The sequence below is a fragment of the Acetobacter sp. AC2005 genome (assembly GCF_037901235.1).
GTDB lineage: Bacteria > Pseudomonadota > Alphaproteobacteria > Acetobacterales > Acetobacteraceae > Acetobacter > Acetobacter oryzoeni.
In genome coordinates this window covers 1145483-1170205 of the sequence record NZ_CP149625.1, presented here as the reverse complement: position 1 = coordinate 1170205, position 24723 = coordinate 1145483, and the positions used below count along the sequence as shown (strand labels likewise).

The window sequence follows — 24723 nt, the reverse complement described above, 5'->3', positions numbered from 1 at the left end:
ATGAGGTGTGAATACGCTTTTCTGCCATGTTGGGGTAAGAGAAGATGTATGGCACGTTGTTTCCCCATTAGCACCTCAGGTTTGGCCGCGTGAAAAGCATGACGCTTTCCTTGGGGCAGCTTTGGCGGTCGGTCTCTATTATTGTCCGGCAGGCGCTTGTTGGTGGCGGTCCACCACGCAAGCTTGACCACTTGCGCTGGCTGTTTGCGCCCAATCTGCTTTCTTTTGGGTATGCGCTTCGCACCACCATTTCATCCTTAATCGCTCTTGGCATTGCCTTGTGGTGGGAATTGGGGAGCCCGCAATGGGCTGCTCTTACCGTATGGATGGTGGCGCAGGGCACGCGCGGTAAATCCATTGCCAAGGCGCGCTGGCATATGTTCGGCATGGTGGTGGGCACAATATGCGCCATCGTGCTGGTGGCCAGTATGCCGCAATCACCACTGCTCTATATCTTTTTTGTGGCTGTAGGGATTGGCACTTTCTGTTTTATAGGCACGTTGTTGCCCGGCCCCGCGGCTATGACCAATTACCGTATCCATGGTATGCGGGCATCGGGTTTTACATACGTTATTATTGCGCTGGACGGCATAGTAGCGCCCGATCATATTTTTCAGATCGCAATGGCGCGTGCCACCTACATTACGCTTGGTATTGTGGTGGAAACCACAATTTCTTCCCTATTTCAGTATCAGTTGGGGCTGCGGGCCAGAACACGGCTGGCAACCAACTTTGTGCAGGCCCTTAAAGGCGCGGTGCCCGCCATTTTGCGCTTGTTACAGGGCGATAGGCGCGCGGTGGCAAATTCGCCCGGGGTGTTCTCCACTCTTATCGCTCTGAGCGATCAAGTCGAGTTTGCTGAAATTGAAATGGGGAAGCACCAGCACGAGGGTGACCACGCCCGAGCTGCTCTGGCAGCCATTACAGTGTTGCTGTCACGCGGGTTGGATTTGGGCGCGTTGCTGGAGGTGCCGCATAGTCAGGGGGCGGAGTATCAGGATACAGCCCGGCAAGTGAGCACTTTTTTGCAGGCTCTGCCAGACCGGCTGGATAATGATCAGCCTATTGAGCCGGTTTTACGGGATCTCACGTCTTTACGGGCAACCTGCCGACAACTGGCCGCGAGTTGCCTGGAAAAAGAAATGGAAGCCGCCACGCATCCCCCAATGGATGTGAATCAGGAGGAAGTGCTCACCCGGCAAGGGCAACTGTTGCATAAGCTCGATACCATGTTGGAAGAATTGTATCTGGCCATTGAACAGTTTGAAATGAGCCGCAATCCGCAACCGCATGATCACTTCCGCTACCCCATGAAGTCTTACCGAGACTGGCGGATGGCGTTTACCAATAGCTTGCGGGCTTCCGTCACCATCTTTCTGGCTGGTGTTATATGGATTACCACCGCGTGGCCTGACGGCCTTACATTCATTATGTTTGTGGGCATTGTGTGTGCGCTGTTCTCTACTTTGGAGCAGCCTGCTCTTGCCACACAGGCGTTCCTGCATGGCACTGTATGTGTCATTGGCATGAGCGCACTGCTTGATCTGTGGGTGATGGCCCAGCCGACAATTTATGAAATGATGGCCATGTGTCTGGCTGTGCCCATGTTGATTGGTGGGTTAGCCTTTGCGTGGCCTCCGCTAGTGCTTGCGGCTGTGGCCTATAATCTGTTTCTGCCTATTCTGGTGGGGCCAATCAATCAGGGCCGGATGGATGAAATTATGTATTTCAACACCGCCATGCCGCTATTGTTGGCCATGATGTTCTGCATGTGGATGTACCGGGTGTTTCTGCCGTATGATCCAGATGGTTTGCGGTGGGATATGCGTGTGAACATTCTGCGTGGCTTGCGCCGTTTGGCAGGGCAGCGCAGACCACCTGCGGTAACGGAAATTATCGGGCGCAGTGTAGATGGTTTTGTGCGCCTTTCCACCATGGCAACGGATGATGGGAATACCTATGTCTTGGAACGGTATTTAAGCGGCGTGCTGTCTAGCATGACCATAGCATTGAACGTGCTGCGGTTACGTACCGTTCTGGCAAAGAATATTCTGCCGCCAGAAGCACAAAAAGCCGTAGAAGTTATGATGGAACGCATGCAGCGTTTTACAGGCCGATATGGCGGTCAATATGGCCGGACTGCGCGCGCAACACATATAGCTGTAGAGTATTTGTTAAACTGCGAAGAAACCGAAGCAAATCTTTCAGTTCGTGAAGAAATGTTGCGGGCATTGGCCAGCCTGCGCGTGATAGAAACAGAATTGGCAGAGAACCGAGCGTTCTTTGATGCGTCTTCTCCATATCTGGATAAAGCATTTACCTAAACCAGATGGGCCATAAACAGGTTCTGATATTAGGGTAAAGCATTGCAGGAGAATGTTTCATTGGCGCAGTCAGACATCAAAATAGAACAGGATGAGCAAGCCCGTATCCTGTTGCGCAGCATGTTTGATGCAGCGGTTGCTGCAGCAGATCCATTTAAGGTGTTGGCAGAATATTTGCCGGAAAAACCCAAAGGCCGCTGCATTGTTGTGGGGGCAGGCAAGGCCTCTGCCGCTATGGCGGCCGCGCTGGAAGCTGCGTGGCCAGATGTGCCTTTGCAGGGTGTTGTGGTTACGCGGGATGAGCATGCTGTTCCAACGCGCCATATTACAATTCTGGAAGCTTCACATCCCGTGCCAGATGCGCGGAGCGAACAGGCTGCACATGATATCTTGCGGGCCGTTCAAGGGTTGGGATCAGATGATCTTGTTATTGCCCTGATTTCAGGCGGAGGGTCTGCGCTACTGGCTTTGCCGGTAGAGGGCATCACTCTGGCAGAAAAGCAGAATATTGGCCGCCAGCTTTTACATTCTGGTGCGGCAATTTCTGAAATGAATATAGTGCGTAAGCATTTGTCAGCTATTAAAGGTGGTAAGCTGGCTTTAGCAGCCGCACCTGCGCAAGTGGTGACACTTGTTATTAGTGATGTACCCGGAGATGACCCGGCAATTATTGCCAGTGGCCCTACCGTGCCAGATGCCACAACACCTCAAGATGCTTTGCGTATTCTTGATAAATACAATTTAGACGTGCCTGCATCTGTTCGTCATGTTCTGGAGAAAAACACCACTGCATTTTCTGCTCAGCATTCTGTCAACGCAGACAATCGGGTTGAAATGATAGCAACCCCTTTTATGGCACTACAGGCAGCAGCAGAGGTGGCGCGCAAAGCAGGCGTTACTCCTTTGATTTTAGGAGATGCTCTGGAAGGGGAAAGCTGCGTTATGGGTGTGATGATGAGTGGTATTGCGCGTTCTGTTCAGGCGCATGCTGTGCCTGTGCGTGCTCCGGCTGTTTTGCTGAGCGGCGGGGAAACAACCGTGAGTATTCGTGCAGGTACAAAACCAGGAAAGGGCGGGCGTAATACAGAGTTTCTGCTTTCCTGTGCCGTCGCTTTACATGGGCAGGCAGGTATATGGGGTTTGGCGGGGGATAGTGATGGCATTGATGGTACGGAAGATGCTGCAGGCGCCATATTTACCCCGGATACATTAGAACGCGGCTTGCAAAACAATGTAGCGGCCGAGGATTTTCTGGCACGGCATGATAGTTACAGCTTTTTTGAAAAATTGGATGACCTTGTCAAAACAGGCCCAACGTTAACGAATGTGAATGACGTGCGCCTGCTTTTGGTGCTCTAGTTCTGTTTAATCAGCCAGTGCTCGAGCCACTTCGTGCCGAAGAGCTGGAATGATTTTTTCCTGAAACATGGGGGTTTTACGCTCCCATGCTCCGGTGCGCCATGATGGGTGCGGCAAGGGAAAATATTGCGGGAGAAAATCCTGAAAATGCTCTGTCCGCTCATATACTTTGCCTTTTCCCAAAACATAATTCTGAGCGTAGGATCCAACCAAAAGGGTTAGGCGCAGGTTTGGCAGTAAAGCCAGAATACGTTCGCGCCATAAGCTGGCACATTCCGGTGGGGGTGGACGATCGCCCCCCTTAGGCAACACGCCCGGATAACAAAGCGCCATAGGTAAAATGGCTACGCGGTTGGAATCATAAAAAACGTCTCGGCTCATACCAAGCCAACCTCGCAGGCGATCTCCCGAAGCATCGTTAAAAGAAACCCCGGTTTCATGTACGCGTGTGCCCGGTGCCTGTCCGGCAATAAGTAAACGTGCATGGGGGGAAACATGCAAAACAGGCCGTGGGCCTAATGGCAGCTTATGTGCGCAAGCCGTGCATTTTCTGATTTTCTGCACCAGACAGTTCAGTTGTGTTTCCACATCACTGCTTTCTGCAGAATGTGGTGTGTACAATTCTAATTTTGTCTGGGTCTGACTCATGTTGTTCAAACATGTGGGGATGATCTGCTCACTCACAATGCAAACAACATAAAAAAAGCGCTGTAGTGTTACCACTACAGCGCTTTTTAACCAGCCCCATGAAAGAGGCCAGTTATTTAGGCAGAAGCTTTACTGTGCTTCATCCACACCAGCATGTGTCTGCGGTGCGAAGGTCCAGCCAGCGCCGTAAGGCTGCGGCATGAAGAGACCCCATGTAGCGGATTCTTCAGTTGCATTAGCCCAACCCGGTGTTGGCAGCGGCGTATGATCCAGACGGAGTTTCTGGATATCTGCTGCTGTTGTGTTAGCCGGTGCGCGGTTACCCCATGCAGAACGGATGAAGTTTACAACATCTGCAATCTGCTGGTCAGACAGGATGTTTTTGTAATCCGGCATGGCCACGGCAGAAGGCGCCCAGTTGGTAGGAGGCAGAACGCCACCATCAACCACAATGTGAGCAACAGATGTCGGGTTATCGGAAACAACAACCGGGTTACCAGCCAGCGGCGGGAACATACGGGCTACACCACCACCATCGTTACGATGGCAGATTGCGCACTGATCCACATATGTTTTTGCACCAGCATTGCCGGAGATGTTGTTGGAATCCAGCATCTGAGCCGTAGAAGCATCGTAGCTGTAATCACCACGTGCAGGCGGAACCGGCGGCAGGGATTTAATGTATTTCACCATGGCGTGCAGATCTGCATCGGTGAAGTACTGGGTGCTCCAGCCAACCACGTCTGCCATGCCACCAAAGGCCGCGGAGTGATCGGTACGACCGGATTTCAGGAACAGGAACAGGTCTTCATCAGACCAGCGGCCAAGGCCCAGAACCGGATCGTTACGCAGGCTTGGGGCAATCCAGTTGTCGATTACGCCACCGCCGCCAAGGAAGTCTGGCCCGCCAGATGCATCCAGAGCTTTTTCCTGCATACCAAAGCCGCGCGGTGTATGGCACGCACCACAGTGGCCAGGGCCGGTTACAAGGTATTCACCACGTGCAATTTCAGCATCCGTGCCGGGAGCCGGTGTGAAGTCCTTGGGAGCCGGAGCAAATACAGAGCGCCAGATGGACAGCGGCCAACGCATGGACATCGGCCAAGAAATATCAGTTGGATGATTTTTCTGAGCAATCGGCTGCACGCCATGCATGAAGTATGCGTACAGAGCCTTCATGTCATCCTGCGTCATACGGGCGAAGGATGGGTAGGGCATTGCCGGATACAGCGTAGCACCATCCTTACGCACGCCATGGCGCACGGCTTCATCAAACTCTTTAAATGTGTAGGTGCCAATCCCGTACGTAGGGTCTGGCGTGATGTTGGTGGAGTAAATTGTGCCGATGGGGGTCTTGATAGAAAGACCACCAGCATATTTCTGACCGTTCAGGGATGTGTGGCAAGCCACACAGTCCCCTAGGCGCGCAACATACTCGCCCTTCTTGATCAGATCTTCATCAGCGTTCTGTGCATGCGCCAGGGACGTTCCCGCAAGAAGCCCGACAGCGACTGCCCCCAGGGCAGCTTTTAGCCTGTTAATCATCATTTTTACCACTTATCGCCTGTGTGCTGAATGACGTCGTAACTCTGCCTAGGCATTAGGGGTTAATGCCAAGTGTCGGGTTTTCGGGAATATTCTTGTCATTCTTCCGAGCATCCACTTCACGCTGATACGTGTCGTTTGCTCGTTTGATCAGATACTGACGGATAGCTTCAATTTCATCCGGCGTCATGCTGGTGTCAAAGCGATCCATCCCGTAAGCCGTCAGCGCACCGCGACCAACCACATTGTAGAAGGCATCCTGGTGGCGGATAGCACCGGCCCAACGCAGATCAGGCAGCATGCCTGCACCTTCGCCGTTATCACCATGACAGGTCTGGCAGTAGGTCTGATACTGGAAGTAACCGTTATCAACGACCTTCTGGTCATACTGTGCAGGTGGTTTTACAGGCAGGAAGCCGCGGTTGTTCAGAGCTGGCAGCTTAGCTTTGCCATCCAGAGAGAACGCAGCGATGTAGGAGTGGTTAACTGTCCAGCCAGAAGTACGGCCCACGCCACCCATGGAAATGGGGTAGATGCCGCCCCAGCCCACTTCAACAGCAACATACTGCTTGCCGTTGACGCTATAGGTCATAGGCGGAGCGATAATGCCGCTCTGTGCGTCAAACTTGTAAAGATCACTACCGTTCGTGGCGTCATAGGCGTGGAATTCACCATTGGCCAAGCCCTGGAACAGAAGATCACCGCCGGTTGCCAGAACGCCGCCGTTCCACGGACCTTTGTGGTCAATTTTCCAGACGGTTTCCATCTTGACCGGATCCCATGCCAGCAGCCAGCCGTGCAGATCCTTGATGTAGGCTGTACGGGCTTCTGGGGTATCAGGCAGACCGTTCTTGGTCATATCCAGACCAACGTTCCAGGAATCCGGGTGAGGCTTAAAGCCACCAACCTGGTTTTTATAACCGAACGGAATCTGGTGAGCCGGGATATAGACCAGGTGCGTTTTTGGGCTGTAGGCCATAGCCATAAAGTTATGCGCACCCAGTGGGCCGGGGATGCCGTACCAGAACTTGCCGTTCAGGGTGTACAGACCATCTGGATTATAGATCGGGCGACCTGTCAGAGGGTCCAGACCATTAGCCCAGTTCTGGTAAACGTAGTTTTTGCCGGACAGGAACTCACCAGTCTTGGCATCCAGAACGTAGAAGAAGCCGTTTTTAGGTGCATGCACGATCACGTGGCGCATTTCGCCATTCACTGGCATATCCAGTGTCATGATCTGCTGAACCGAGGTGTAATCCCACTGATCCATCGGAGTTGCCTGGAAGTGCCAGACATATTCACCGGTTTCAGGCTTCAGTGCGACAATGCTACCCAGGAACAGGTTGGAGCCAATGCCTTCGGAACGATACTTATAGTTCCAGGGTGACCCGTTACCAACAGCCAGATAGATCAGATCACTGACCGGATCATAAACCAGAGAATCCCATACGGTGCCGCCGCCACCCTGGCGTACCCAAGCGCCTTTGGGGCCCCAGGTTTTGTAGGCTTTGTTCATCAGAATATTATCTGATGCAGCGTGGTCAGGTTCGTTCTTGTTGTTCGGAACGGTGTAGAAGCGCCATTTCAGCTTGCCGGTTTCGGCATCAAATGCAGAAACAAAGCCACGGGCACCAAACTCGGCACCACCGTTACCAATCAGCACCAGGCCTTTTGCTACGCGTACCGCGCCATCCACTGTGTAGGAGCGCTGCTTGCCCAGAGAGGCATCGGCTGGGATGGTGTTAACTTCCCAAACCTTTTTACCGGTTTTTGCATCGGCAGCAACCAGACGGCCATCAAACGTGCCCCAGAAAACCTTGCCGTTCCAATAGCCTGCACCACGGTTAACCGTATCACAGCAGCCTTTGTCAGCAATGTTGCCTGGCACTTTGGGGTCATACTGCCAAAGCAGCTTACCTGTGGCAGCGTCCAGCGCTTCCATTTTGGACCAGTTGGTTGTGGCATACATAATGCCATCTACAACCAGCGGGGTTGCTTCCTGACCGCGGTTGGTATCCAGCGTGTAGTACCAAGCCAGCTTAAGATCACCCACGTTGGAGCGGTTGATCTGATCAAGCGGGCTATAGCGCTGTTCGCTGTAGGTGCGACCATAAGAAAGCCAGTTTTCGGGGTGATCATCTGCATGGATGATCGCTTCCCCCGTATTACCCTGACCGTCAGCGCGGGCAGGGACTGCCGCGTAAGGCAAAGCAGCGGCACAGATTGTTCCGGCCGCGAGAATTCCTAGCAGTGAACGTCTCTTGGCGGAGGCGGGGCGGGTCATGCGTTCATGTCCTCGACTATTATATACGGTGAGGAAAAAGATAGCCGGCAGGCCGGTTTCTCACACAACAGCCAAGGGGAACGCTGTCTGTCAATCACGGGGAAGGAATAGCAGCTTCCATTCTGCGGGATAATTTCCCGTGCTTACAGGCCTGTAGAGCAGGAAATTATGCTCACAATCAGGTTATGAAAGGCGCTTACAATTCTTGTTATAACAAGAATGAGGGTGCGATGCAACCTGATGTAAACGCATAATCAGCCAGAAGTTCCATATCTGTCGTTTCACGATTTTTCCAAGAACTGAACAGGGTGAATTCATAAACCTCCTCTTCTGGTGCACGCAGGCTATGGTGGATACGCAACCAGTTGTGGACGTCTTCTGGGGGAACTGTTGAGATCGTGGCGAGTGGCACGCTGAGTGGGTGGCAGGTGCGCTTCACCTTCAGGCCTGCGTGTTGAGCCTGACGCCTGATTTTCACGGAAAGGTGATCACACACAGCCGACAGAATCTTGGCCGTAAGAATGATTCGTTCACCTTGCTGCACAACGTCTAACCCAGCATGAACAAGTGTTGCCGGTGTTGATGTTTGGATAGAAAGCAGACCCGCATCCAGATTCTCCATGATGTCTGGGTCAGAGGTTTCTCCCACAACCACCAGAGGCAGAAAGAGGAAGGGTTCAGGCTCCCATTCCCGGTTGGGAAAGAAGGTCTGAATCTGCTGGAAGAACTCCAACATGGGGACGGGTAGGCGGATCCCGGCAATCAGAAACATACTGGTACTTTATTCCTTGGCTTGTGAGAGCCGATTTGTGGGGGAATGCGTTATATTAAGAGATAACAATCAGGCGGGAATAAAACGCCCTGTTTTTGACCTGATTCTTTGTAACCCTTGACGACAGGGCAGGGCAGCCACAAGTATTAAGCAAAGCCGGCCTGTCCGGACAAGGAGAGTTAAACACCATGTCGTTTAGTCACGACTACCGATCCCCCGCTACGCCCACAGACTGGAATGCGCAGGCAGCCAATCTGGATGCTGGGCTGCGGGCCTATATGCTACGCGTTTATAACTGGATGGCATCTGGCCTGCTGCTTACCGGTATAGTGGCATATGTTATTGCCAACACAAGTTTGAGCCATCTGTTTTTTCAGGTGGTGCAAGTGCCGGGTGGCTTGGTGCCACGCCCAACATTGTTGGGTGACGTTGCCATGCTTTCACCATTGGCGTTTGTGCTGGTGATGTCCTTTGGTTTGAACAGGCTTTCCCTACAGGGTGCGCAAGCACTGTTCTGGGCGTTCTGCGCTGCCATGGGCGCCAGTATGGCCAATATCTTCGTTATTTATACAGATACATCCATTGTTCGGGTTTTTCTGGTAACGGCCTGCATGTTCGCCGCAACATCTTTGTGGGGATATGTCACCAAAGCCAACCTGTTGCGCTTCAGCTCTTTCCTGATGATGGGGCTTTTTGGGCTGCTGATTGCTGGTTTGGTGAACCTGTTCCTGAAGAGCCCGGCTTTGTACTATGTGTACAGCATTGTCGGCGTTTTCATCTTCACAGCGTTCAGTGCGTTTGATGCACAGCGTATCCGGGTCACCTATCCGCAGCTTGCTGCATATGAAGGCCCGGAAATGACAGCCAAGCGTAGCGTATATGATGCGTTAAGCCTGTATCTGAACTTCATCAACCTTTTCCAGTTTCTTCTGCAGTTTATGGGCGCAAGAAACTCCAACGACTAATTTATATAAGGAGTCGGCATAGGCTACTGGCTTTGTCGGCATCTTGGAAAAGAAAACCCAGCCTCTCAGAGGGCTGGGTTTTTTGTATGGGAAGGTATGCTCTGGATGAATGGCGGCATGTTTGTCTGGAATGCGTACTAAAACAGGCCGTTATTGTGATTCAAGATTTTGTAACGAAAATGTGAGATAAGTTTTTTTCATGTAATGGCATGAAATCGAAAGCGAAATTGTATTTCGATAGGATATAATGAAATATTTTGTAATATTTCGTGAAGTTGTTTGCCCCTGTTTTTATCGCACCAGCGTACCCATGCCGCAGCGCCATATCAGCTAACCTGATTATGACGAAAGGCTGATGGAACTTTTCCGACATTTGAGAATCTGCGCTTTAGGAATAAAGTGCCGACAAGGTGTTTTCGCACTCCGTTCATTTTGTCACCGGCATGATGTGCCGTGTTCCCTCTGTTTATGAGGGAAATAACGGTCTGGCATGTGTTAGTGGTAGGGGGGACGTGTTGAAACGCGGTTTTTCTTGCTGTTGTCAGGCTTCTATGGCAGCAGAACAAAGAGTCTTAGTGAGGCTAATTTGATGTCAGAACCAAGAGGCGTGCGATGAAAAACAAGTTACTGGCGAGAGTGGCGCGATTGGGCGGCCTATCGTCAGCATTGCTGCTTGCCGGGTGTGAACTTGATGTTCTCGACCCGAAAGGCCCGGTGGGTGAAGGGGTTAAAACCCTAATTGCCACCTCCACAGTCGCAATGCTGATTGTTGTGATTCCGACCATCCTGCTGACGCTTCTGTTTGCCTGGCAGTATCGCCAGTCTAACACGAGCGCCGAGTATCTGCCGAAGTGGTGCCACTCCAACAAAATTGAAGTGATTATTTGGGGCGTGCCTTCCCTGATTATCCTCTTCCTGGCAGTGATTACCTATCAGACCTGTCATTCTCTGGACCCGTATAAGCCACTTGAAGCAGAAGCTAATACCAAGCCTCTGCACGTTGAAGTGGTGGCTCTGGACTGGAAATGGCTGTTCATCTACCCAGAACAGGGTATTGCAACGGTCAATCAGCTGGCCATTCCGGTCAACACCCCGATTGACTTCAACATCACATCTGATTCCGTGATGAACTCCTTCTTCATCCCGCGTCTTGGTTCCATGATCTATGCAATGGCAGGCATGCAGACCCAGCTTCATCTGCTGGCGAGCGAACCAGGCGACTATCTGGGTGAATCTGCCAACTACAGTGGCCGTGGCTTTTCTGACATGAAATTCCACACGCTTGCTGTGAGCGGTGATGAATTCAATGCCTGGGTTGAAAAGGTGAAGTCTTCTTCCGAGCAGCTGGATAGCCAGACCTATCCGAAACTTGCTGCCCCAAGCGAAGCGAACCCCGTCGAGTATTTCGCGCATGTTGAACCCGGCATGTTCAACACGATCGTTGCCAAGTACAACAATGGCATGGTCATGGACAAAAGCACTGGCAAGATGATCCAGGTGCAGCAGTCTGCGATGTCCGACATGAATATGAAGGAATAGGATCTATGCTAGGGAGACTATCGCTCTCGGCCATCCCGTTGGATGTGCCGATCCTGGTAGGGACGTTCATCGGCGTTGTCATTGTCGGTGTCGCGGTACTGGGACTTATTACGTATTACGGTAAGTGGGGCTACCTCTGGAAAGAGTGGTTCACTTCTGTTGATCACAAGCGTCTAGCCGTGATGTACATCATCCTGGCACTGGTCGCTCTTTTCCGTGGTTTTGCTGACGCTATCATGATGCGTACTCAGCTCGCGCTGGCGTATGCAGGTAACCCAGGCTATCTACCACCACACCATTACGATCAGATCTTCTCCGCTCACGGAACGATCATGATCTTCTTCCTGGCCATGGCGTTCATGACCGGTCTGTTCAACTTCATCGTGCCTCTGCAGATTGGTGCGCGTGACGTTGCCTTCCCGTTCCTGAACAACCTGAGCTTCTGGATGACGGCTGTTGCGTTTATCCTGGTGAACGTTTCTCTGTTCATTGGTGAATTCTCGCAGTGCGGCTGGCTGGCATACCCGCCACTGTCCGAAAATCAGTTCAGCCCTGGCGTTGGTGTTGATTACTACATCTGGGCCGTTCAGATTTCCGGTGTTGGCACGCTGCTGACCGGTGTGAACTTCTTTGTAACCATCGTGAAGATGCGCGCTCCGGGCATGACCTGGATGAAAATGCCTGTTTTCACCTGGACAGCTTTCTGTGCTTCCATCCTGATCATGGTGGCCTTCCCTGTTCTGACGGTTGCAGTTGCTCTGCTGGGTCTGGATCGTTACTTCGGGATGCACTTCTTCACCAATGATGGTGGGGGTAACCAGATGTTGTACCTCAACCTGATTTGGGCTTGGGGCCATCCAGAAGTTTATATTCTTGTTATCCCTGCCTTCGGTGTGTTTTCGGAAGTTGTTCCTGCATTTTCCGGCAAGCCGCTGTTTGGTTACAGCACCATGGTTTACGCAACCTGCTCCATCATGGTTCTGTCCTTCCTTGTGTGGGTTCACCACTTCTTCACAATGGGCGCTGGTCCGGACGTGAATGCCTTCTTCGGTATCGCGACCATGATCATCTCCATTCCTACTGGTGTTAAGCTGTTTAACTGGCTGTTCACCATGTATAAGGGCCGCATCCAGTTCCATGCCTGCATGTACTGGGCTGTTGGCTTCATGATCACCTTCACCATCGGTGGTATGACCGGCGTTATGCTGGCTATCCCGGGTGCTGACTTCGTTCTGCATAACTCCCTGTTCCTGATTGCTCACTTCCATAACACCATTATTGGTGGTGTGTATTTCGGTTACATCTGCGGCATGAACTTCTGGTTCCCGAAGGTGATGGGCTTCAAACTGAATGAAACCTGGGGCAAGCGCGCTTTCTGGTTCTGGTTTGTTGGCTTCTATTGCGCATTCGTACCGCTCTACATCGTCGGTTTCGAAGGCATGACCCGTCGTCTGAACCACTACGACAACCCGGCATGGCATCCGTGGCTGCTGGTTGCTGAAGTTGGTGCAGTTCTGGTTATGCTTGGTATCGCTTGCCAGCTTACACAGCTGTATGTTTCCATCCGTGACCGTAACCTGCCGCAGAACCGCGACGTGACCGGTGACCCATGGAATGGCCGTACGCTGGAATGGTCCACGTCTTCTCCGCCGCCGGTTTATAACTTTGCTATTGTTCCTCATGTGCACGAACTCGATGCGTTCATGCATGATAAGGAAAATGGTATTGATACCCGTCAGGCTGGTGCTCAGTACGAAGCAATCCACATGCCCAAGAACACCTCTTTGGGTCTGGCTTGTGGTATCTTTGCCCTGATCTTCGGTTTTGCTGCGGTTTGGTACATCTGGTGGCTGGCTGCTATTGGCCTTGTTGGTGTTATCGGTTCGGTAATTGCCCGCAGCGCTGATAAGGATATTGACTACTATATCCCTGCCGAAGAGGTTGCCCGGATTGAAAACGAGCACACCCGTAAACTGATGGCACAGGCAGCTGAATAACATGGCACAGAACACAACTGTTCAGACCGCAGGCCACGACGAACATCACCACGAATCTCCGGTGGTGTTCGGGTTCTGGGTCTATCTGATGACGGACTGCATTATCTTCGGCACGCTTTTTGCCGTGTTTGCAGTTCTGCGTAACCAGTTTAACGGTGGCCCAACCGGCCACGAACTGTTCGAATTCGGTGGGCTTGGGCTGGAAACAGCCCTCCTGCTGGTTTCGTCCATCACTTATGGGTTCGGCATGATTGCCGCCCATAAGAGCCAGGTTTCCAAGGTTATCCTTTGGCTTGGCGTTACCTTCCTGCTTGGCCTTGGCTTTGTGGGGCTGGAACTGCGTGAATTTGCGCACATGATCGCAGAAGGCGCCGGTCCGGATCGCAGTGCATTCCTGTCTGCGTTCTTTACGCTGGTGTCTACTCACGGTCTGCATGTCACGTGTGGTCTGATCTGGATTGTTACCCTGATCGCTCAGCTGATGGGTACGACTGAAATTCCGGAACGTATGATGAATAAGCTCACCTGCCTGAGCCTGTTCTGGCACTTCCTGGATATCGTCTGGATCTGCGTTTTCACCTATGTCTATCTGGCGAGCATGATCTGATGAGCAATCCGCATACATCCTCCTCAGGCGAGAGCCACGGTAGCGTATCTTCTTACATTATCGGGTTTGTTCTTGCCGTTGTCCTGACGGTCCTGTCGTTTGGCGTGGTGATGAGCCATAGCCTTTCGCCAGCCGGCACTCTGGCTGCTATTTCAGCTCTCGCTCTGGTTCAGGTTCTGGTGCATCTGCACTACTTCCTGCACATGGGCGGAGACTCCGAACAGCGCTGGAACAACATGTGCTTTGTTTTCACCGTTGCTTTCGTGGCCATCCTGATTGTTGGTTCGGTGTTCATTATGAACAACACCGCGCTGCACATGATGTCCCGCTAATATGGTGAGGTTTCTACCGCCACGTTAAGTGGCGGTGGGAAAGCAAGCTGAAAAAAGCCCCTGTAGCTATAATGGCTACAGGGGCTTTTTTATGGGCTATGTCTTTTTGGCGGACCTATGCAAGGCAACTGGTATCCACTGTTCTCTGCCGCGATATGGGCTTTGAATGAAGTGTGGAACATCCACCAAGCGGAAGCGTACGTGTTAGGTTCTGGCCATAAAAAAAATGGTGCCAGCCTAAGGCCGACACCATTCTTTCAAACCCAAGTAAATAAGGGTTTTCAGTCTTTCTGCGGATTGGGGGAAAGCAGCTCTGTTTTGTTAGGCTTGTCTTTCCATTCTTCCGCATCGGCCGGGGGCGTGCCCTTGCGTGTAATGTTTGGCCACTGGGTGGCGTATTTTGCGTTGATTTCTGCCCACGCTGCTGCACGGTCGTCGCTATCAGGGAAAATGGCTTCGGCGGGGCATTCAGGCTCACACACGCCGCAGTCAATGCATTCATCTGGGTTGATGACCAGAAAGTTTTCACCAGCGTAGAAGCAGTCAACGGGGCAGACTTCCACACAGTCCATGAATTTGCAGCGGATGCAGTTTTCAGTGACCACGTAGGTCATTGCCATCTCCGAAAATATCTGGCGGTGGAGGAGGGGCTCTCACCGCGTGGGGTCAGATGGCAGTACCGTTATATAGAAGCCTGCCACCAAGGATGGCGCAGATATGAGGCGCTTTTGGCCTAATGGCAACCCGCCTGTGTAAGGAGGGCAGCTTTCTTTTTACAGCAGAGCTAGGGTTAGGGGTGTTGCCGAAGCGTTGCCAGCACAGCAAAGGGGCTGTTGTGGTTATATTTTTCTGGCGGAACTTTCCCTGTACGCTTTTTTGAGTGTTTCCGATTTTTTACAGTTTTCCGGGGGATAATTAGAAAAGGGGCAGGTGGTCCTGCGTGTGTATCCGGTAAAATCTGGGGTTTTTGCACATGTAACCCAAGGCTGCGCAAAATGCCCGGAAGAATAGCCTTTTTCACCCCTAACCGAGAGGCAAAGAAATTCGGAATCTGCCGTGATCCGTGTGCAATCAGGGAAACAGATTCTGCATACAGCGCAGCAGCAATATCGAGTCGGATTAAGGTGCCTTCGGAAATAATCCACCCAAGTTGCATAAGCAGAGATTTTTGAGCCGCTGTTAGATTGGCGGGTAAAGGCGCAGAAACGGCACCTGAGCGTGGAAGTTCTGGCAATACAATGCCAGAGTGCAGGCTGAGCAAAAGCGCGCGCAAAGCCATGGCACCAGGGCGCATCATTTTACTACAGAACACCGTATTTTTTTGCTGGGTGATCTGAAGGCGCTTCAGTATGTGTCTGGCAGATGCTGGCAGGGTGGAAAGGTGCGGCACCTCCGCTACGCCACCGCTTTCTACCAGCATATGCACCATGCCGCGGACTAACGGTTGCTCTGCAACTGCTTTTTCTGCCCGAAAGAGCGGTGCCAGCTCTTTGTGGATGTATGCGTTCACAAAGGTAGCCAGCCGTTGCCGGATTTTTTCTTTCTGACCGGGTTCCAGAAATTCTGCCTCGCGCACTTCAATAACTGGGTGCAGCACATCTGCCCCGGCTTGCAAACGCGCAATCGTATCTTCCTGCCAATTGAGTGAGCCACTTTGCAGGTTCAGCGTTATTTCGGTGTCTGGTGCCTGTAGGAACTGCGCAACACGATGGGGAATCTGGTTACGTGCTGCTCTGCGCGCTGCTTTAAGAATCAATTTCTGGTCAGACTGCGCAGCTTCGGGGTCTGGTATAAAGCTAAAGCCCCGCATATGGCCTACAGCATGCCCTTCTACACTTACTTCTCCCGTCCGCGTAATGGCCGAAAGCAAAGGGGTGGTGTCTGCTTCTTCTAGGCGTCGTGCCAAGCTTGCCGCGCGTTTATCTACAAAGCGCGTTGTCAGACGTTCATGTAATACATCAGAAAGAGCATCTTCCAGCCTTAGGGTATGGTTACGCCAATGTGCAGCGTTTTCCACCCAATCCGGTCTGGCAGAAACGTAAGACCACGTGCGAATGCCCATAAGGCGCTGCATCAGAACATCAATATCCCCTTCCAATTGCTCCAAATTGGCAAGGCGAGATTTCATCCAAGCAGAAGGTAGGTGCCCTTTTTGGGCAAGAAGAATGAAAATTTGCTCACACAACCGGATGTGGCTGTCTTCTCCCAGTTTGCGAAAATCTGGAATCTGGCACACCTCCCACAATAGCTGAGTGCGCGCAGGTGTGTGGGCCAGTTTTTGCACTGTGGCATTCTGCATCAGCGCAGAGAGTGCCAAGAGATCAGATGCTGGAGCGGCAGATTTCAGGCAGCGGTCAGGGGGCTTTTGGCACAAGCTGGCATAAAGTGTGCTGGGAGACGTAAAATTGAGCTTGCTGTTACGCCACCACAAAAACGGTAGCGGTTCAAAATGGTGGGTTTCTATGGCCTCCACCATTCCTTCGGGAAAGGCAGGACATTCCCCAGTTGTGCCAAAAGTACCGTCCTGCGTGCCGCGGCCTGCGCGGCCTGCAATTTGTGCGGCTTCTGCTGGGGTAAGCAGCCGGTTTCTGTAACCATCAAACTTGCAGATATTGGCAAAGGCAATGTGCCGAATATCCATATTCAACCCCATGCCAATGGCATCGGTTGCTACCAGATAATCCACTTCCCGGTTTTGGTAGAGAGCTACCTGCGCATTGCGGGTACGTGGGGAAAGCTGCCCCATCACCACAGCACATCCCCCGCGTTTGCGGCGGATAAGTTCTGCAATGGCGTACACTTCGGCCATGGAAAAAGCCACAATGGCCGTGCGCGCTGGCAGGCGTGAGAGGCGCATGTGCCCTGTATATGTCAGGTTAGAAAGGCGCGGGCGTGTGTCTATTTCTATGTCGCGGATCAGGGTTTTCAGCAGCGGCGCGATGGTTTCTGCGCCCAGAAAGAGCGTTTCAGACTGCCCGCGCGCATTCAAAAGCCGGTCTGTAAAAACATGGCCGCGTTCCGGGTCCGCACACAGTTGAATTTCATCTACGGCTACAAATTCCACCTTACGGTCAGATGGCATGGCCTCTACCGTGCAGGAAAACCAGCGTGCCTGTGGTGGGATGATTTTTTCTTCACCCGTAATCAGCCCAACAGAGCGCACGCCCTTAAGCTTGACCATGCGTTCGTAGTTTTCACGCGCCAGCAGCCGCAGCGGAAAGCCGATCATACCAGAGGAATGGGCCAGCATCCGTTCTAGCGCCAGATGTGTTTTTCCGGTGTTGGTGGGGCCCAGAATGGCCCGCACGGGAGCATCGTCCGGCATAGATGCGTGATGAGCGGCAGCAGCCATACGGCGGGAAGAAACCATCATGCAAACATCGTCTGCTGCTGCGTGTGGAAAAGCAAGCCATCAGATGCCATTATCCTTACAGACCGAAATATGCTGACAGGCCATTTGCCTGAAAGCGAAGGGAGAAATGTCATGCCTGTTCGTGAAGCCGATTGTCTGGTTGTGTCCCGCCGAGGAAGCAAGGTGCGTACTGTTCATGCTGTTCGCCCTTCGGATCAGGCAGTTTTGGGCTCATGGATAGGGGAGCAGGCAGCAGCTTTTGCAGAAAGTTGCGGCTTTAAGGCGCGTCCGGGCCAGCTGGTAATGGTGCCAGATACAAATGGGGTGCCAACAGCATTATTTGGAGTGCCCGAACAAGGTGTGGTGGACCCATTTGTTTTCGGGGCGCTGGCACAAGACCTGCCCGCAGGAGATTGGCGGGTAGAAGCGCCGGATGACATTGCGCGGCATGATGTCATTTTGGGTTTCTGCCTTGGGGCGTATCAGTATGGGCTGAAATCTGCATCCGCTAAAAAACCCACAACACGCTTGGTGGTTACGGCGCAGGAACGTGCAAGCGTGGCATCGGAAATGGCGCGTTCCATCTGGCTTGCGCGTGATCTGATCAATACGCCCGCCAATTTGTTGGGACCATCAGATCTGGCACGTGCAGCCAAAACGGTGCTCAAGGAATTTGGTGCCCATGTGGACGTTATAAAGGGTGCTGCGCTGGATAAAGCCTATCCTTTACTGGCGCATGTGGGGAATGGATCAGACCGCGGCCCACGCGTGGTGGTGGCGCAGTGGCAGGGCAGCACGGCAGATAAAAAAGCACCGCTGATTTCTTTGGTGGGTAAGGGCGTGTGCTTTGATAGTGGGGGTTACGATCTCAAGCCCTCCAGCGGCATGCTACGTATGAAAAAGGATATGGGTGGGGCGGCAACTGTTTTGGCTCTTGCCCGCCTGATTATGACGCAGGATTTGCCCGTAAGGTTGGAAGTGCGGCTGGGGTGTGTGGAAAACAGTGTGTCCGGCCATGCCATGCGCCCGTTGGATGTGGTGCGCAGCCGTTCTGGCCTTACAGTGGAAATTGGCAATACAGATGCAGAAGGCCGTCTGGTTTTGTGTGATTTGCTGCACGAAGCTGGGGAACAGAAACCTGATCTGTTGTTAGATGTTGCAACCCTAACAGGGGCTGCGCGTGTAGCGCTGGGGCCAGATTTACCCGCCTTGTTGTGTAATGATGAAGCTGTTGCCACGGCATTTTTGGAAGCCGGGCAGCAGGAAGCAGACCCCATGTGGCGCTTGCCTTTGTGGCAAGGGTATAAGGAATGGCTAGGAAGTTCTGTTGCAGATATTAGTAATATTTCATCAAGACCTATGGCAGGCGCGATTACTGCCGGATTATTTCTTGAACGATTTGTAAATCCAGATCAGCGCTGGGTGCATATCGACAGTTATGCCTGGAATGACAGCTCTCGCCCAGGACGGCCAAAAGGTGGGGATTCTCCTGGGGTTCGGGCCATTTTTAAAGCTATTACGAACCTTTTTTGTGAAGAACAAAATGCCGCTGCCACAAAGGTGTCATAAAAGAAGAGACAATATGTTTTCATTAATACTTTAAAAGAGTCGTTTCGCCTCCTATATGAAATCCCAAGGGGATTCGTTCCGTAACAGGAAGCGGGAACATGTCGCTTTATCCTGAGAGATCGGGAGAAGCGTGCAGCAAAAGGAAAGTGAAGCTTATGCCTCAGGCAGCAGAAAAAACAGAGGATCTGGCCAAAACTCTGCGCGATACGATTGTGTCTTTGGTGCGTGGAGATGCTCCAGATTTATCCGCTCGCCAACTGGCAGTGTTTTTGACGTGCTATCTGGATGAAACCGGCCATACCGTACGTGGTTTGGCTGCCAGCCTGAATGTTTCCAAGCCCGCCATTACACGTGCTCTGGACCGGCTGAGTGAACTGGATCTGGCACGCCGTAAGGTTGATCCGCTGGATCGTCGTTCCGTGCTGGTGCAGCGTACACCTAAAGGTGCTGCTTACCTGAAGGAAATTCGCACCATTATGGGTGAAACTGTAGAAAACGCAGCCCGCAAGGCCCAGCGTTCTGCAGAGCGTGAACCCGCCGCCCGTCGTGTGCGCCGTGTGATGGCTGCCTGAGTTCTAGCTGCTTCGTCCAGTTTGAAACTTTTGTAGACAGTAAACGTTTTTTCTTCACGGTTTTCTGAAAAGCCTGCTGTTTTATATATTAAAGCAGCAGGCTGATTTTTCAGCCTGACCAACAAGAAGAAAGGAACGTTTCATGCGATTTTCTTCATTTTTTGCTGCAGCAGCGCTTGCGGCATCAGCTAGTTTTATTCCTGTTGCCCATGCTGAAGATGCTATGGGCTCGCCCACAGCTACGGTTACCATTACGGCAAGATCAGCCGATATTGGTGTAGGCTATACATGGGGTGGTGGCAGGCTGCGTTACGGCGGAAAAACTTATAAGTTTTCCATTACCGGTGGCACAATTGCTGCCGTTGGCTATTCCAAAATTGAAGGTAAAGGCACCGTTTATAATCTGCATCGTTTGTCAGATTTTAATGGCACCTATGGTGCTGCTCATGGCGAAGCAACACTGGGCCAAGGCTTGGGCGGTGCTGTTCTGGAAAACAAGAACGGTGTGCGCATCAAGATCGAAACCATTTCTCAGGGTGCCCGGCTTGCCGGTTCTGCACAGGGTTTGACCCTGACGTTGGAAAAATAAAGCTATATTTACCACGCGCCAACAGGGTGTTGGCGCGTGCGTAAAATGGCAAAGCCTGTCCATACAAGTTGGGGCACACACACAAGTATAAAAGCCGTTATACTTCCTGCCACAACCGGCATGGGGGCTACAAAACAGCTTACCATCATACCCCAAAGCGTGAAGGCCCATTCCATAATGGAAAGGGCAGGAGCATATATGCCGCTCCGGTGTAACACCTGATATAAGTGCCCACGATGTGCTTGCACCAAGGAATGCCCGGCCAATTTGCGGCGAATAAGCGTAAAAATAACATCATAAATCAACGGAAACAGCAGTGCAGGCCCAACAACCCATCCAGAGGGCAGTGGAGAATGTGCCGCGATATACAGAGCGGCAGCTCCAGCTAATAAGCCACACCCTTGGCTTCCTACATCACCCAGAAAAATACGCGCATTGGGGAAATTGAAAGGTAGAAAACCTGCCAGACAACAAGCCATGAGCAATGCAGGCCAGCGTAAGGCCGGCACGCCCAGATAAGTAGCAGCTCCGGCCAGACATAGTGCTGCAACACATAAACAGCCAGAAATCAGCCCGTTTAACCCATCCATAAAGTTGACGGCATTGGTGATAAATATCAGCCACAATATGGAAAGAGCAGCCCCAATAACCGGTGTGGGCCAAGGCAGAGTAATGCCTCCAGCTACAATTATGCAGGCTGCGGCACATTGCGCTGCAAATTTAATAGCCGGAGACCATTGGTAAATATCATCCAGCCACGAAACAGCGCACAGCAACAAGGTGGCAGCAGCCAACGCGCAGGCTGAGAAAGAAAAAAGTGGCTGGCCAGTAACATACATAAGAACCGGCAAAACACTTGCAAAAGCAAGCATTACGCCTATGCCGCCCCCTTTGGGTGTAGGCGTATCATGGGCGCTGCGGTGCCCCGGTGTATCCATAACGGCAAGCCCGATCATACCTCGCACAAGGCAGGCTGAAAGAATGCAGGCACCTAACAGGCAAAAAATTGCCACACAGGAAAAAGAAAAAGACATGAAAAGACAGTCGTCCGGTTGAGCCGCTTCTAGGATGGCAGGTGCTACGCTATAGGTGCAAGATAATGGCATCACAACACTCTCAGCCCCTGCACCGTAATCCGCGCCTGCGCCCTGTAAACAGGATAGCCGTAAATATCCTGTTGGATGGCGTATTGGCAGCCTTGGCAGCACCTCTGGCACGGTGGTTGGCAGCCCCGCAAGATGGGTTGCTGCATCCACTCTGGTTTCTGGCCGGAGGGGCTATCACGCTGCTTGTCAGCGGGGTGCCATTTCGTATGCCGCAACAGTACTGGCGGTTTTCGGGCGTTTCAGATCTTTTGGGTATTGCCGGGGCCTCTATTGCCAGTTCCGTACTGTTTTCGTGCGGGCTTGTGGCTGTGGGCTTTCCGCTACCCAGTCTGACCTTTCCCATTATTTATGCGCTGGTTCTGCTGGTGATGTTGGGCGGGCTGCGTGTTGGGTACCGCTTGGCGCACAGAATAGCCCTCCGCCGCGCCAATTTGCGGCGTGTGGTGTTGATAGGGGCAGATACAGTTGCTGATCTGTATTTGCGTGCGTTGGAGCGTAACCCGGAAGCCGGGATTCGTGTTGTCGGGCTTGTGGCTTTGGGCACGCATCAAGCAGGTCGGCGCATCCATAACGTGCCCATTCTTGGGCATGTAGAAGATATTGGTGCTATTTTAGACCGGCTGGCAAAAAACAACGTACTGCCCGAATCCTTGGTGGTGACAGATCCTTCTTTCCGTGGTCGTGCCCTGACAAATGTTCTGGATGCTGCGGCTGTGCATGGTATCTCGGTATTACGCACACCCGCTTTAACAGATCTTACCCCAGCAGAACGTGTGCAGTTGCGCCCTGTGCCGTTGGAAGATCTGCTCAATCGCCCGCAAGTACCATTGGACCGGGAAGGCATGGAGCGGCTCGTGGGTAACCACACAGTTCTGGTTACGGGGGCCGGTGGCACCATTGGTTCAGAACTGGTGCGGCAGATTGCTCTGTTAGGCCCTGAACGCCTTATCCTGCTCGACCATGGTGAGTTTGAACTGTGGCAGATAGATGTAGAACTGGCAGATTGTGCCCCCCATGTGCCGCGTGAAGTGGTTGTGGCCGATGTGCGAGATGAAGCCCGGCTAGATGAGGTGATGGCCCGTTTCCGTCCAGAACTGGTGTTTCACGCTGCTGCCCTGAAGCATGTGCCAATTGTAGAGGCAAACCCGGCAGAAGGGTTGCTAACCAATGTGCATGGTACGCGCGTTGTGGCGGATACGGCATCCCGCCACGGAGCGCAGGCCATGGTGGTGATTTCAACAGATAAGGCGGTAAATCCTTCCAGTCTGATGGGCGCATCCAAGCGTGCGGCAGAAATGTACTGTCAGGCGCTGGATGTACGTGCCCGTGCATCGGGTAAGCCTGATGCCATGCGGTGTGTTACCGTGCGCTTTGGCAATGTGCTGGGGTCTACCGGTTCTGTGGTTCCTCTGTTCCGCCGGCAGCTAGAACGCGGTGGCCCACTTACAGTCACACACCCGGAAATGCGCCGGTATTTTATGACAGTGCCTGAAGCTGTGGGGTTAGTGCTGCAAGCCAGCGTGCGCGGCATGCGCCATACCGATGGTTCTGGCACTGATGACCTGCTGCGGCACGGTGGTATTTTTGTGCTGGATATGGGCGAACCCGTCCGTATTGTAGATCTGGCCCGGCAGATGATCCATATGGCCGGTTTGCGCCCTGATGAAGATGTAACCATCCGTTTCACGGGTCTGCGGCCTGGTGAAAAACTGTATGAAGAACTGTTTCACGGTCGGGAAGCCCCGGTGCCAACCGATGAACCCGGCTTGCTGATGGCCACACCTCGGTTGGTGGATCTGGAGCAGATACGCCAGGCGGTGGATCAGATTACGGCCTATGCGCGAGAAGGTGATGTGCAGGCTGCTTTGCGTATTCTGGCATTGCTGGTGCCGGAATTCGATCATAACCCAGCGGGAGAGGTGCGTGCCCTGGCGCCGGAATCTGCGGCGTCTGGTGCTATGGCTGCGGGTGTTGTACACAGCGGACAGGCGCAGGCCGATGGCAATGAGCAGGTGGCATTATGAACAGTTCACAAAACAGGCCTATCGCTTTTCTTGATCTCGCAGCCCAGCAAAAACGGCTGGAGCCCGCATTGCGGCAGCGGCTGGAGGCTGTTCTGGCGCATTGTCGCTTTGTAATGGGGCCAGAAGTTCAGGAACTGGAACAGCGTTTGGCCCAGTGGTGTGGTGCGCAGGAATGCGTGGGTGTTTCCTCCGGCACAGATGCTTTGCAGATTGTGATGATGGGGGAGCAGATTGGTCGGGGTGATGCTGTGTTCCTGCCAGCGTTTACCTATACCGCCACGGCAGAAGTGCCTTTGGTTTTGGGTGCCACGCCCGTTTTTGTAGATGTTGACCCAAACACTTTCCAGATTGACCCAGAGCATCTGCGCAGCCGTATTCGTGCTGTGCGAGAAGCAGGTAAACTGAAGCCCCGCGCCATTGTTGGGGTGGATCTGTTCGGCCAGCCTGCACCGTGGGCAGATTTGCGCGCCATTGCGCAGGAAGAAGACCTTTTTCTGTTGGCAGATTGCGCACAGTCCTTTGGGGCAAAGCTGAATGATGCGCCCTTGGGGCGGGAAGCCACAGCAACAACGCTCTCCTTCTTTCCGTCCAAGCCTTTGGGTGGGTACGGAGATGGCGGCGCCATTCTCACGGATGACCCGGAACGCGCTGCTCTTTATCGTTCCCTGCGTACGCATGGTGAAGGCACAACCCGGTATGAGGTTTTGCGCACCGGTATGAATGGGCGGTTGGATACCCTGCAAGCCGCTGTGTTGCTGGCCAAGCTGGATGATTTTGCACGAGAACTGACGCGGCGTGAGGAAATTGCCTGCCAGTACGATGCAGGTCTGAAAGATGTGGTGCAGGTGCCCGCGCGCGTGCCAGACAGCCAGAGCGCATGGGCCATTTATTCCGTATTGCTGAAAAACAGTGCCGAGCGTGAGCAGATGCAGGCCCGCCTGAAAGAGCAAGGTGTGCCTTCAGCCATTTACTATCCGCTGCCGCTGCATAAACAGCCAGCCTACCGTGATCATCATGATGGTACGGCGCTGCCTGTTTCTGAAGATCTGGCACAGCGGATTTTGGCGCTGCCAATCCACCCGGAACTGACTGATGAAGAAGTAGCCCGCGTTATTGCAGCGGTGCGCGGGTAAGAGAAA

General features: G+C 52.8%; 19 protein-coding genes. 12 read left to right on the top strand and 7 right to left on the bottom strand.

Translation table 11 applies throughout. The annotated features are described in order from the left end of the window. The first annotated feature begins 89 nt into the window (after window positions 1-89). Together QQM41_RS05715 and QQM41_RS05710 are read left to right on the top strand one after the other, a co-directional pair. Window positions 90-2324 (top strand): FUSC family protein, encoded by a 2235-nt coding sequence (locus QQM41_RS05715; RefSeq protein WP_050818995.1) that lies wholly within the window; start codon window positions 90-92, stop codon window positions 2322-2324. A 120-nt stretch (window positions 2325-2444) separates the two neighbouring features. After that, window positions 2445-3683: a glycerate kinase gene (locus tag QQM41_RS05710; RefSeq protein ID WP_339078068.1), complete on the top strand. Its 1239-nt coding sequence runs from the start codon at window positions 2445-2447 to the stop codon at window positions 3681-3683. A 6-nt stretch (window positions 3684-3689) separates the two neighbouring features. Here QQM41_RS05710 and QQM41_RS05705 read toward each other — a convergent pair whose 3' ends face one another. The 4 genes from QQM41_RS05705 to QQM41_RS05690 form a co-directional block, all read right to left on the bottom strand. Next, window positions 3690-4331 carry a uracil-DNA glycosylase family protein gene (locus tag QQM41_RS05705; protein WP_339077967.1) on the bottom strand — a complete coding sequence of 214 codons (642 nt, stop codon included), beginning with the start codon at window positions 4329-4331 and terminating at the stop codon, window positions 3690-3692. Window positions 4332-4460: 129 nt separating this feature from the next. Next, window positions 4461-5879, bottom strand: a complete 1419-nt coding sequence (locus QQM41_RS05700; protein ID WP_050818996.1) for a cytochrome c — start codon at window positions 5877-5879, stop codon at window positions 4461-4463. Between the two features lie 52 nt (window positions 5880-5931). Continuing rightward, entirely contained in the window at window positions 5932-8160 is a 2229-nt protein-coding gene (locus QQM41_RS05695; protein WP_050818997.1) for a PQQ-dependent dehydrogenase, methanol/ethanol family, read from the bottom strand. 208 nt (window positions 8161-8368) lie between these two features. Beyond that, a complete protein-coding gene (locus tag QQM41_RS05690) occupies window positions 8369-8932 on the bottom strand; it encodes a hypothetical protein (protein WP_339077966.1) in 564 nt (187 codons plus the stop codon). Between the two features lie 188 nt (window positions 8933-9120). On the opposite strand from QQM41_RS05690, the gene QQM41_RS05685 reads away from it, so the two are divergent. The 5 genes from QQM41_RS05685 (at window position 9121) to cyoD (ending at window position 14372) form a co-directional block, all read left to right on the top strand. Then, window positions 9121-9897 (top strand): Bax inhibitor-1/YccA family protein, encoded by a 777-nt coding sequence (locus QQM41_RS05685; protein WP_003629831.1) that lies wholly within the window; start codon window positions 9121-9123, stop codon window positions 9895-9897. 612 nt (window positions 9898-10509) lie between these two features. Beyond that, a complete protein-coding gene (cyoA, locus tag QQM41_RS05680; protein ID WP_006116679.1) occupies window positions 10510-11436 on the top strand; it encodes a ubiquinol oxidase subunit II in 927 nt (308 codons plus the stop codon). 5 nt (window positions 11437-11441) lie between these two features. Further along, window positions 11442-13433: a cytochrome o ubiquinol oxidase subunit I gene (gene cyoB / locus QQM41_RS05675; protein ID WP_087651677.1), complete on the top strand. Its 1992-nt coding sequence runs from the start codon at window positions 11442-11444 to the stop codon at window positions 13431-13433. Window position 13434: 1 nt separating this feature from the next. Next, window positions 13435-14040 (top strand): cytochrome o ubiquinol oxidase subunit III, encoded by a 606-nt coding sequence (gene cyoC / locus QQM41_RS05670; RefSeq protein ID WP_003629826.1) that lies wholly within the window; start codon window positions 13435-13437, stop codon window positions 14038-14040. Further along, entirely contained in the window at window positions 14040-14372 is a 333-nt protein-coding gene (cyoD, locus tag QQM41_RS05665) for a cytochrome o ubiquinol oxidase subunit IV (RefSeq protein WP_050819001.1), read from the top strand. Before cyoC ends, cyoD begins: the two co-directional genes overlap by 1 nt. A gap of 281 nt (window positions 14373-14653) precedes the next feature. Here the strand turns inward: cyoD and fdxA are convergent, their stop codons facing one another. Both fdxA and QQM41_RS05655 read right to left on the bottom strand, forming a co-directional pair. Then, a complete protein-coding gene (gene fdxA / locus QQM41_RS05660) occupies window positions 14654-14986 on the bottom strand; it encodes a ferredoxin FdxA (protein WP_012812302.1) in 333 nt (110 codons plus the stop codon). Between the two features lie 176 nt (window positions 14987-15162). Then, on the bottom strand, window positions 15163-17697 hold the full coding sequence (locus QQM41_RS05655; protein ID WP_339078066.1) for a helicase-related protein: 2535 nt from the start codon (window positions 17695-17697) through the stop codon (window positions 15163-15165). Between the two features lie 9 nt (window positions 17698-17706). On the opposite strand from QQM41_RS05655, the gene QQM41_RS05650 reads away from it, so the two are divergent. The 3 genes from QQM41_RS05650 (at window position 17707) to QQM41_RS05640 (ending at window position 20454) form a co-directional block, all read left to right on the top strand. Further along, entirely contained in the window at window positions 17707-19293 is a 1587-nt protein-coding gene (locus QQM41_RS05650) for a leucyl aminopeptidase family protein (RefSeq protein WP_339077965.1), read from the top strand. Window positions 19294-19391: 98 nt separating this feature from the next. Continuing rightward, complete coding sequence (locus QQM41_RS05645) at window positions 19392-19865, top strand: MarR family transcriptional regulator (protein ID WP_339077964.1); 474 nt, start codon at window positions 19392-19394, stop codon at window positions 19863-19865. Between the two features lie 142 nt (window positions 19866-20007). Further along, window positions 20008-20454, top strand: a complete 447-nt coding sequence (locus QQM41_RS05640) for a hypothetical protein (protein WP_003629818.1) — start codon at window positions 20008-20010, stop codon at window positions 20452-20454. Between the two features lie 8 nt (window positions 20455-20462). Here QQM41_RS05640 and QQM41_RS05635 read toward each other — a convergent pair whose 3' ends face one another. Continuing rightward, entirely contained in the window at window positions 20463-21560 is a 1098-nt protein-coding gene (locus QQM41_RS05635) for a UDP-phosphate alpha-N-acetylglucosaminephosphotransferase (protein ID WP_339078065.1), read from the bottom strand. Between QQM41_RS05635 and QQM41_RS05630 the strand changes: the two genes are divergently transcribed. Both QQM41_RS05630 and QQM41_RS05625 read left to right on the top strand, forming a co-directional pair. Then, a complete protein-coding gene (locus tag QQM41_RS05630; protein WP_050819003.1) occupies window positions 21554-23584 on the top strand; it encodes a nucleoside-diphosphate sugar epimerase/dehydratase in 2031 nt (676 codons plus the stop codon). The genes QQM41_RS05635 and QQM41_RS05630 overlap by 7 nt on opposite strands. Then, window positions 23581-24717 (top strand): DegT/DnrJ/EryC1/StrS family aminotransferase, encoded by a 1137-nt coding sequence (locus QQM41_RS05625; RefSeq protein ID WP_339077963.1) that lies wholly within the window; start codon window positions 23581-23583, stop codon window positions 24715-24717. Before QQM41_RS05630 ends, QQM41_RS05625 begins: the two co-directional genes overlap by 4 nt. Window positions 24718-24723 lie beyond the last annotated feature (6 nt).

What these genes read in the sequence shown, in the direction of transcription:
- QQM41_RS05630 (WP_050819003.1), top strand. Translation starts at nt 21,554, where the DNA reads ATGGCATCACAACACTCTCAGCCCCTGCACCGTAATCCGCGCCTGCGC.
- cyoD (WP_050819001.1), top strand. Translation starts at nt 14,040, where the DNA reads ATGAGCAATCCGCATACATCCTCCTCAGGCGAGAGCCACGGTAGCGTA.
- QQM41_RS05700 (WP_050818996.1), bottom strand. Translation starts at nt 5,879, where the DNA reads ATGATGATTAACAGGCTAAAAGCTGCCCTGGGGGCAGTCGCTGTCGGG.
- QQM41_RS05635 (WP_339078065.1), bottom strand. Translation starts at nt 21,560, where the DNA reads ATGCCATTATCTTGCACCTATAGCGTAGCACCTGCCATCCTAGAAGCG.
- QQM41_RS05650 (WP_339077965.1), top strand. Translation starts at nt 17,707, where the DNA reads ATGAGCGGCAGCAGCCATACGGCGGGAAGAAACCATCATGCAAACATC.
- QQM41_RS05655 (WP_339078066.1), bottom strand. Translation starts at nt 17,697, where the DNA reads ATGCCGGACGATGCTCCCGTGCGGGCCATTCTGGGCCCCACCAACACC.
- cyoB (WP_087651677.1), top strand. Translation starts at nt 11,442, where the DNA reads ATGCTAGGGAGACTATCGCTCTCGGCCATCCCGTTGGATGTGCCGATC.
- QQM41_RS05690 (WP_339077966.1), bottom strand. Translation starts at nt 8,932, where the DNA reads ATGTTTCTGATTGCCGGGATCCGCCTACCCGTCCCCATGTTGGAGTTC.
- QQM41_RS05645 (WP_339077964.1), top strand. Translation starts at nt 19,392, where the DNA reads ATGTCGCTTTATCCTGAGAGATCGGGAGAAGCGTGCAGCAAAAGGAAA.
- QQM41_RS05695 (WP_050818997.1), bottom strand. Translation starts at nt 8,160, where the DNA reads ATGACCCGCCCCGCCTCCGCCAAGAGACGTTCACTGCTAGGAATTCTC.
- cyoA (WP_006116679.1), top strand. Translation starts at nt 10,510, where the DNA reads ATGAAAAACAAGTTACTGGCGAGAGTGGCGCGATTGGGCGGCCTATCG.
- QQM41_RS05710 (WP_339078068.1), top strand. Translation starts at nt 2,445, where the DNA reads ATGTTTGATGCAGCGGTTGCTGCAGCAGATCCATTTAAGGTGTTGGCA.
- QQM41_RS05705 (WP_339077967.1), bottom strand. Translation starts at nt 4,331, where the DNA reads ATGAGTCAGACCCAGACAAAATTAGAATTGTACACACCACATTCTGCA.
- QQM41_RS05640 (WP_003629818.1), top strand. Translation starts at nt 20,008, where the DNA reads ATGCGATTTTCTTCATTTTTTGCTGCAGCAGCGCTTGCGGCATCAGCT.
- cyoC (WP_003629826.1), top strand. Translation starts at nt 13,435, where the DNA reads ATGGCACAGAACACAACTGTTCAGACCGCAGGCCACGACGAACATCAC.
- QQM41_RS05625 (WP_339077963.1), top strand. Translation starts at nt 23,581, where the DNA reads ATGAACAGTTCACAAAACAGGCCTATCGCTTTTCTTGATCTCGCAGCC.
- fdxA (WP_012812302.1), bottom strand. Translation starts at nt 14,986, where the DNA reads ATGACCTACGTGGTCACTGAAAACTGCATCCGCTGCAAATTCATGGAC.
- QQM41_RS05685 (WP_003629831.1), top strand. Translation starts at nt 9,121, where the DNA reads ATGTCGTTTAGTCACGACTACCGATCCCCCGCTACGCCCACAGACTGG.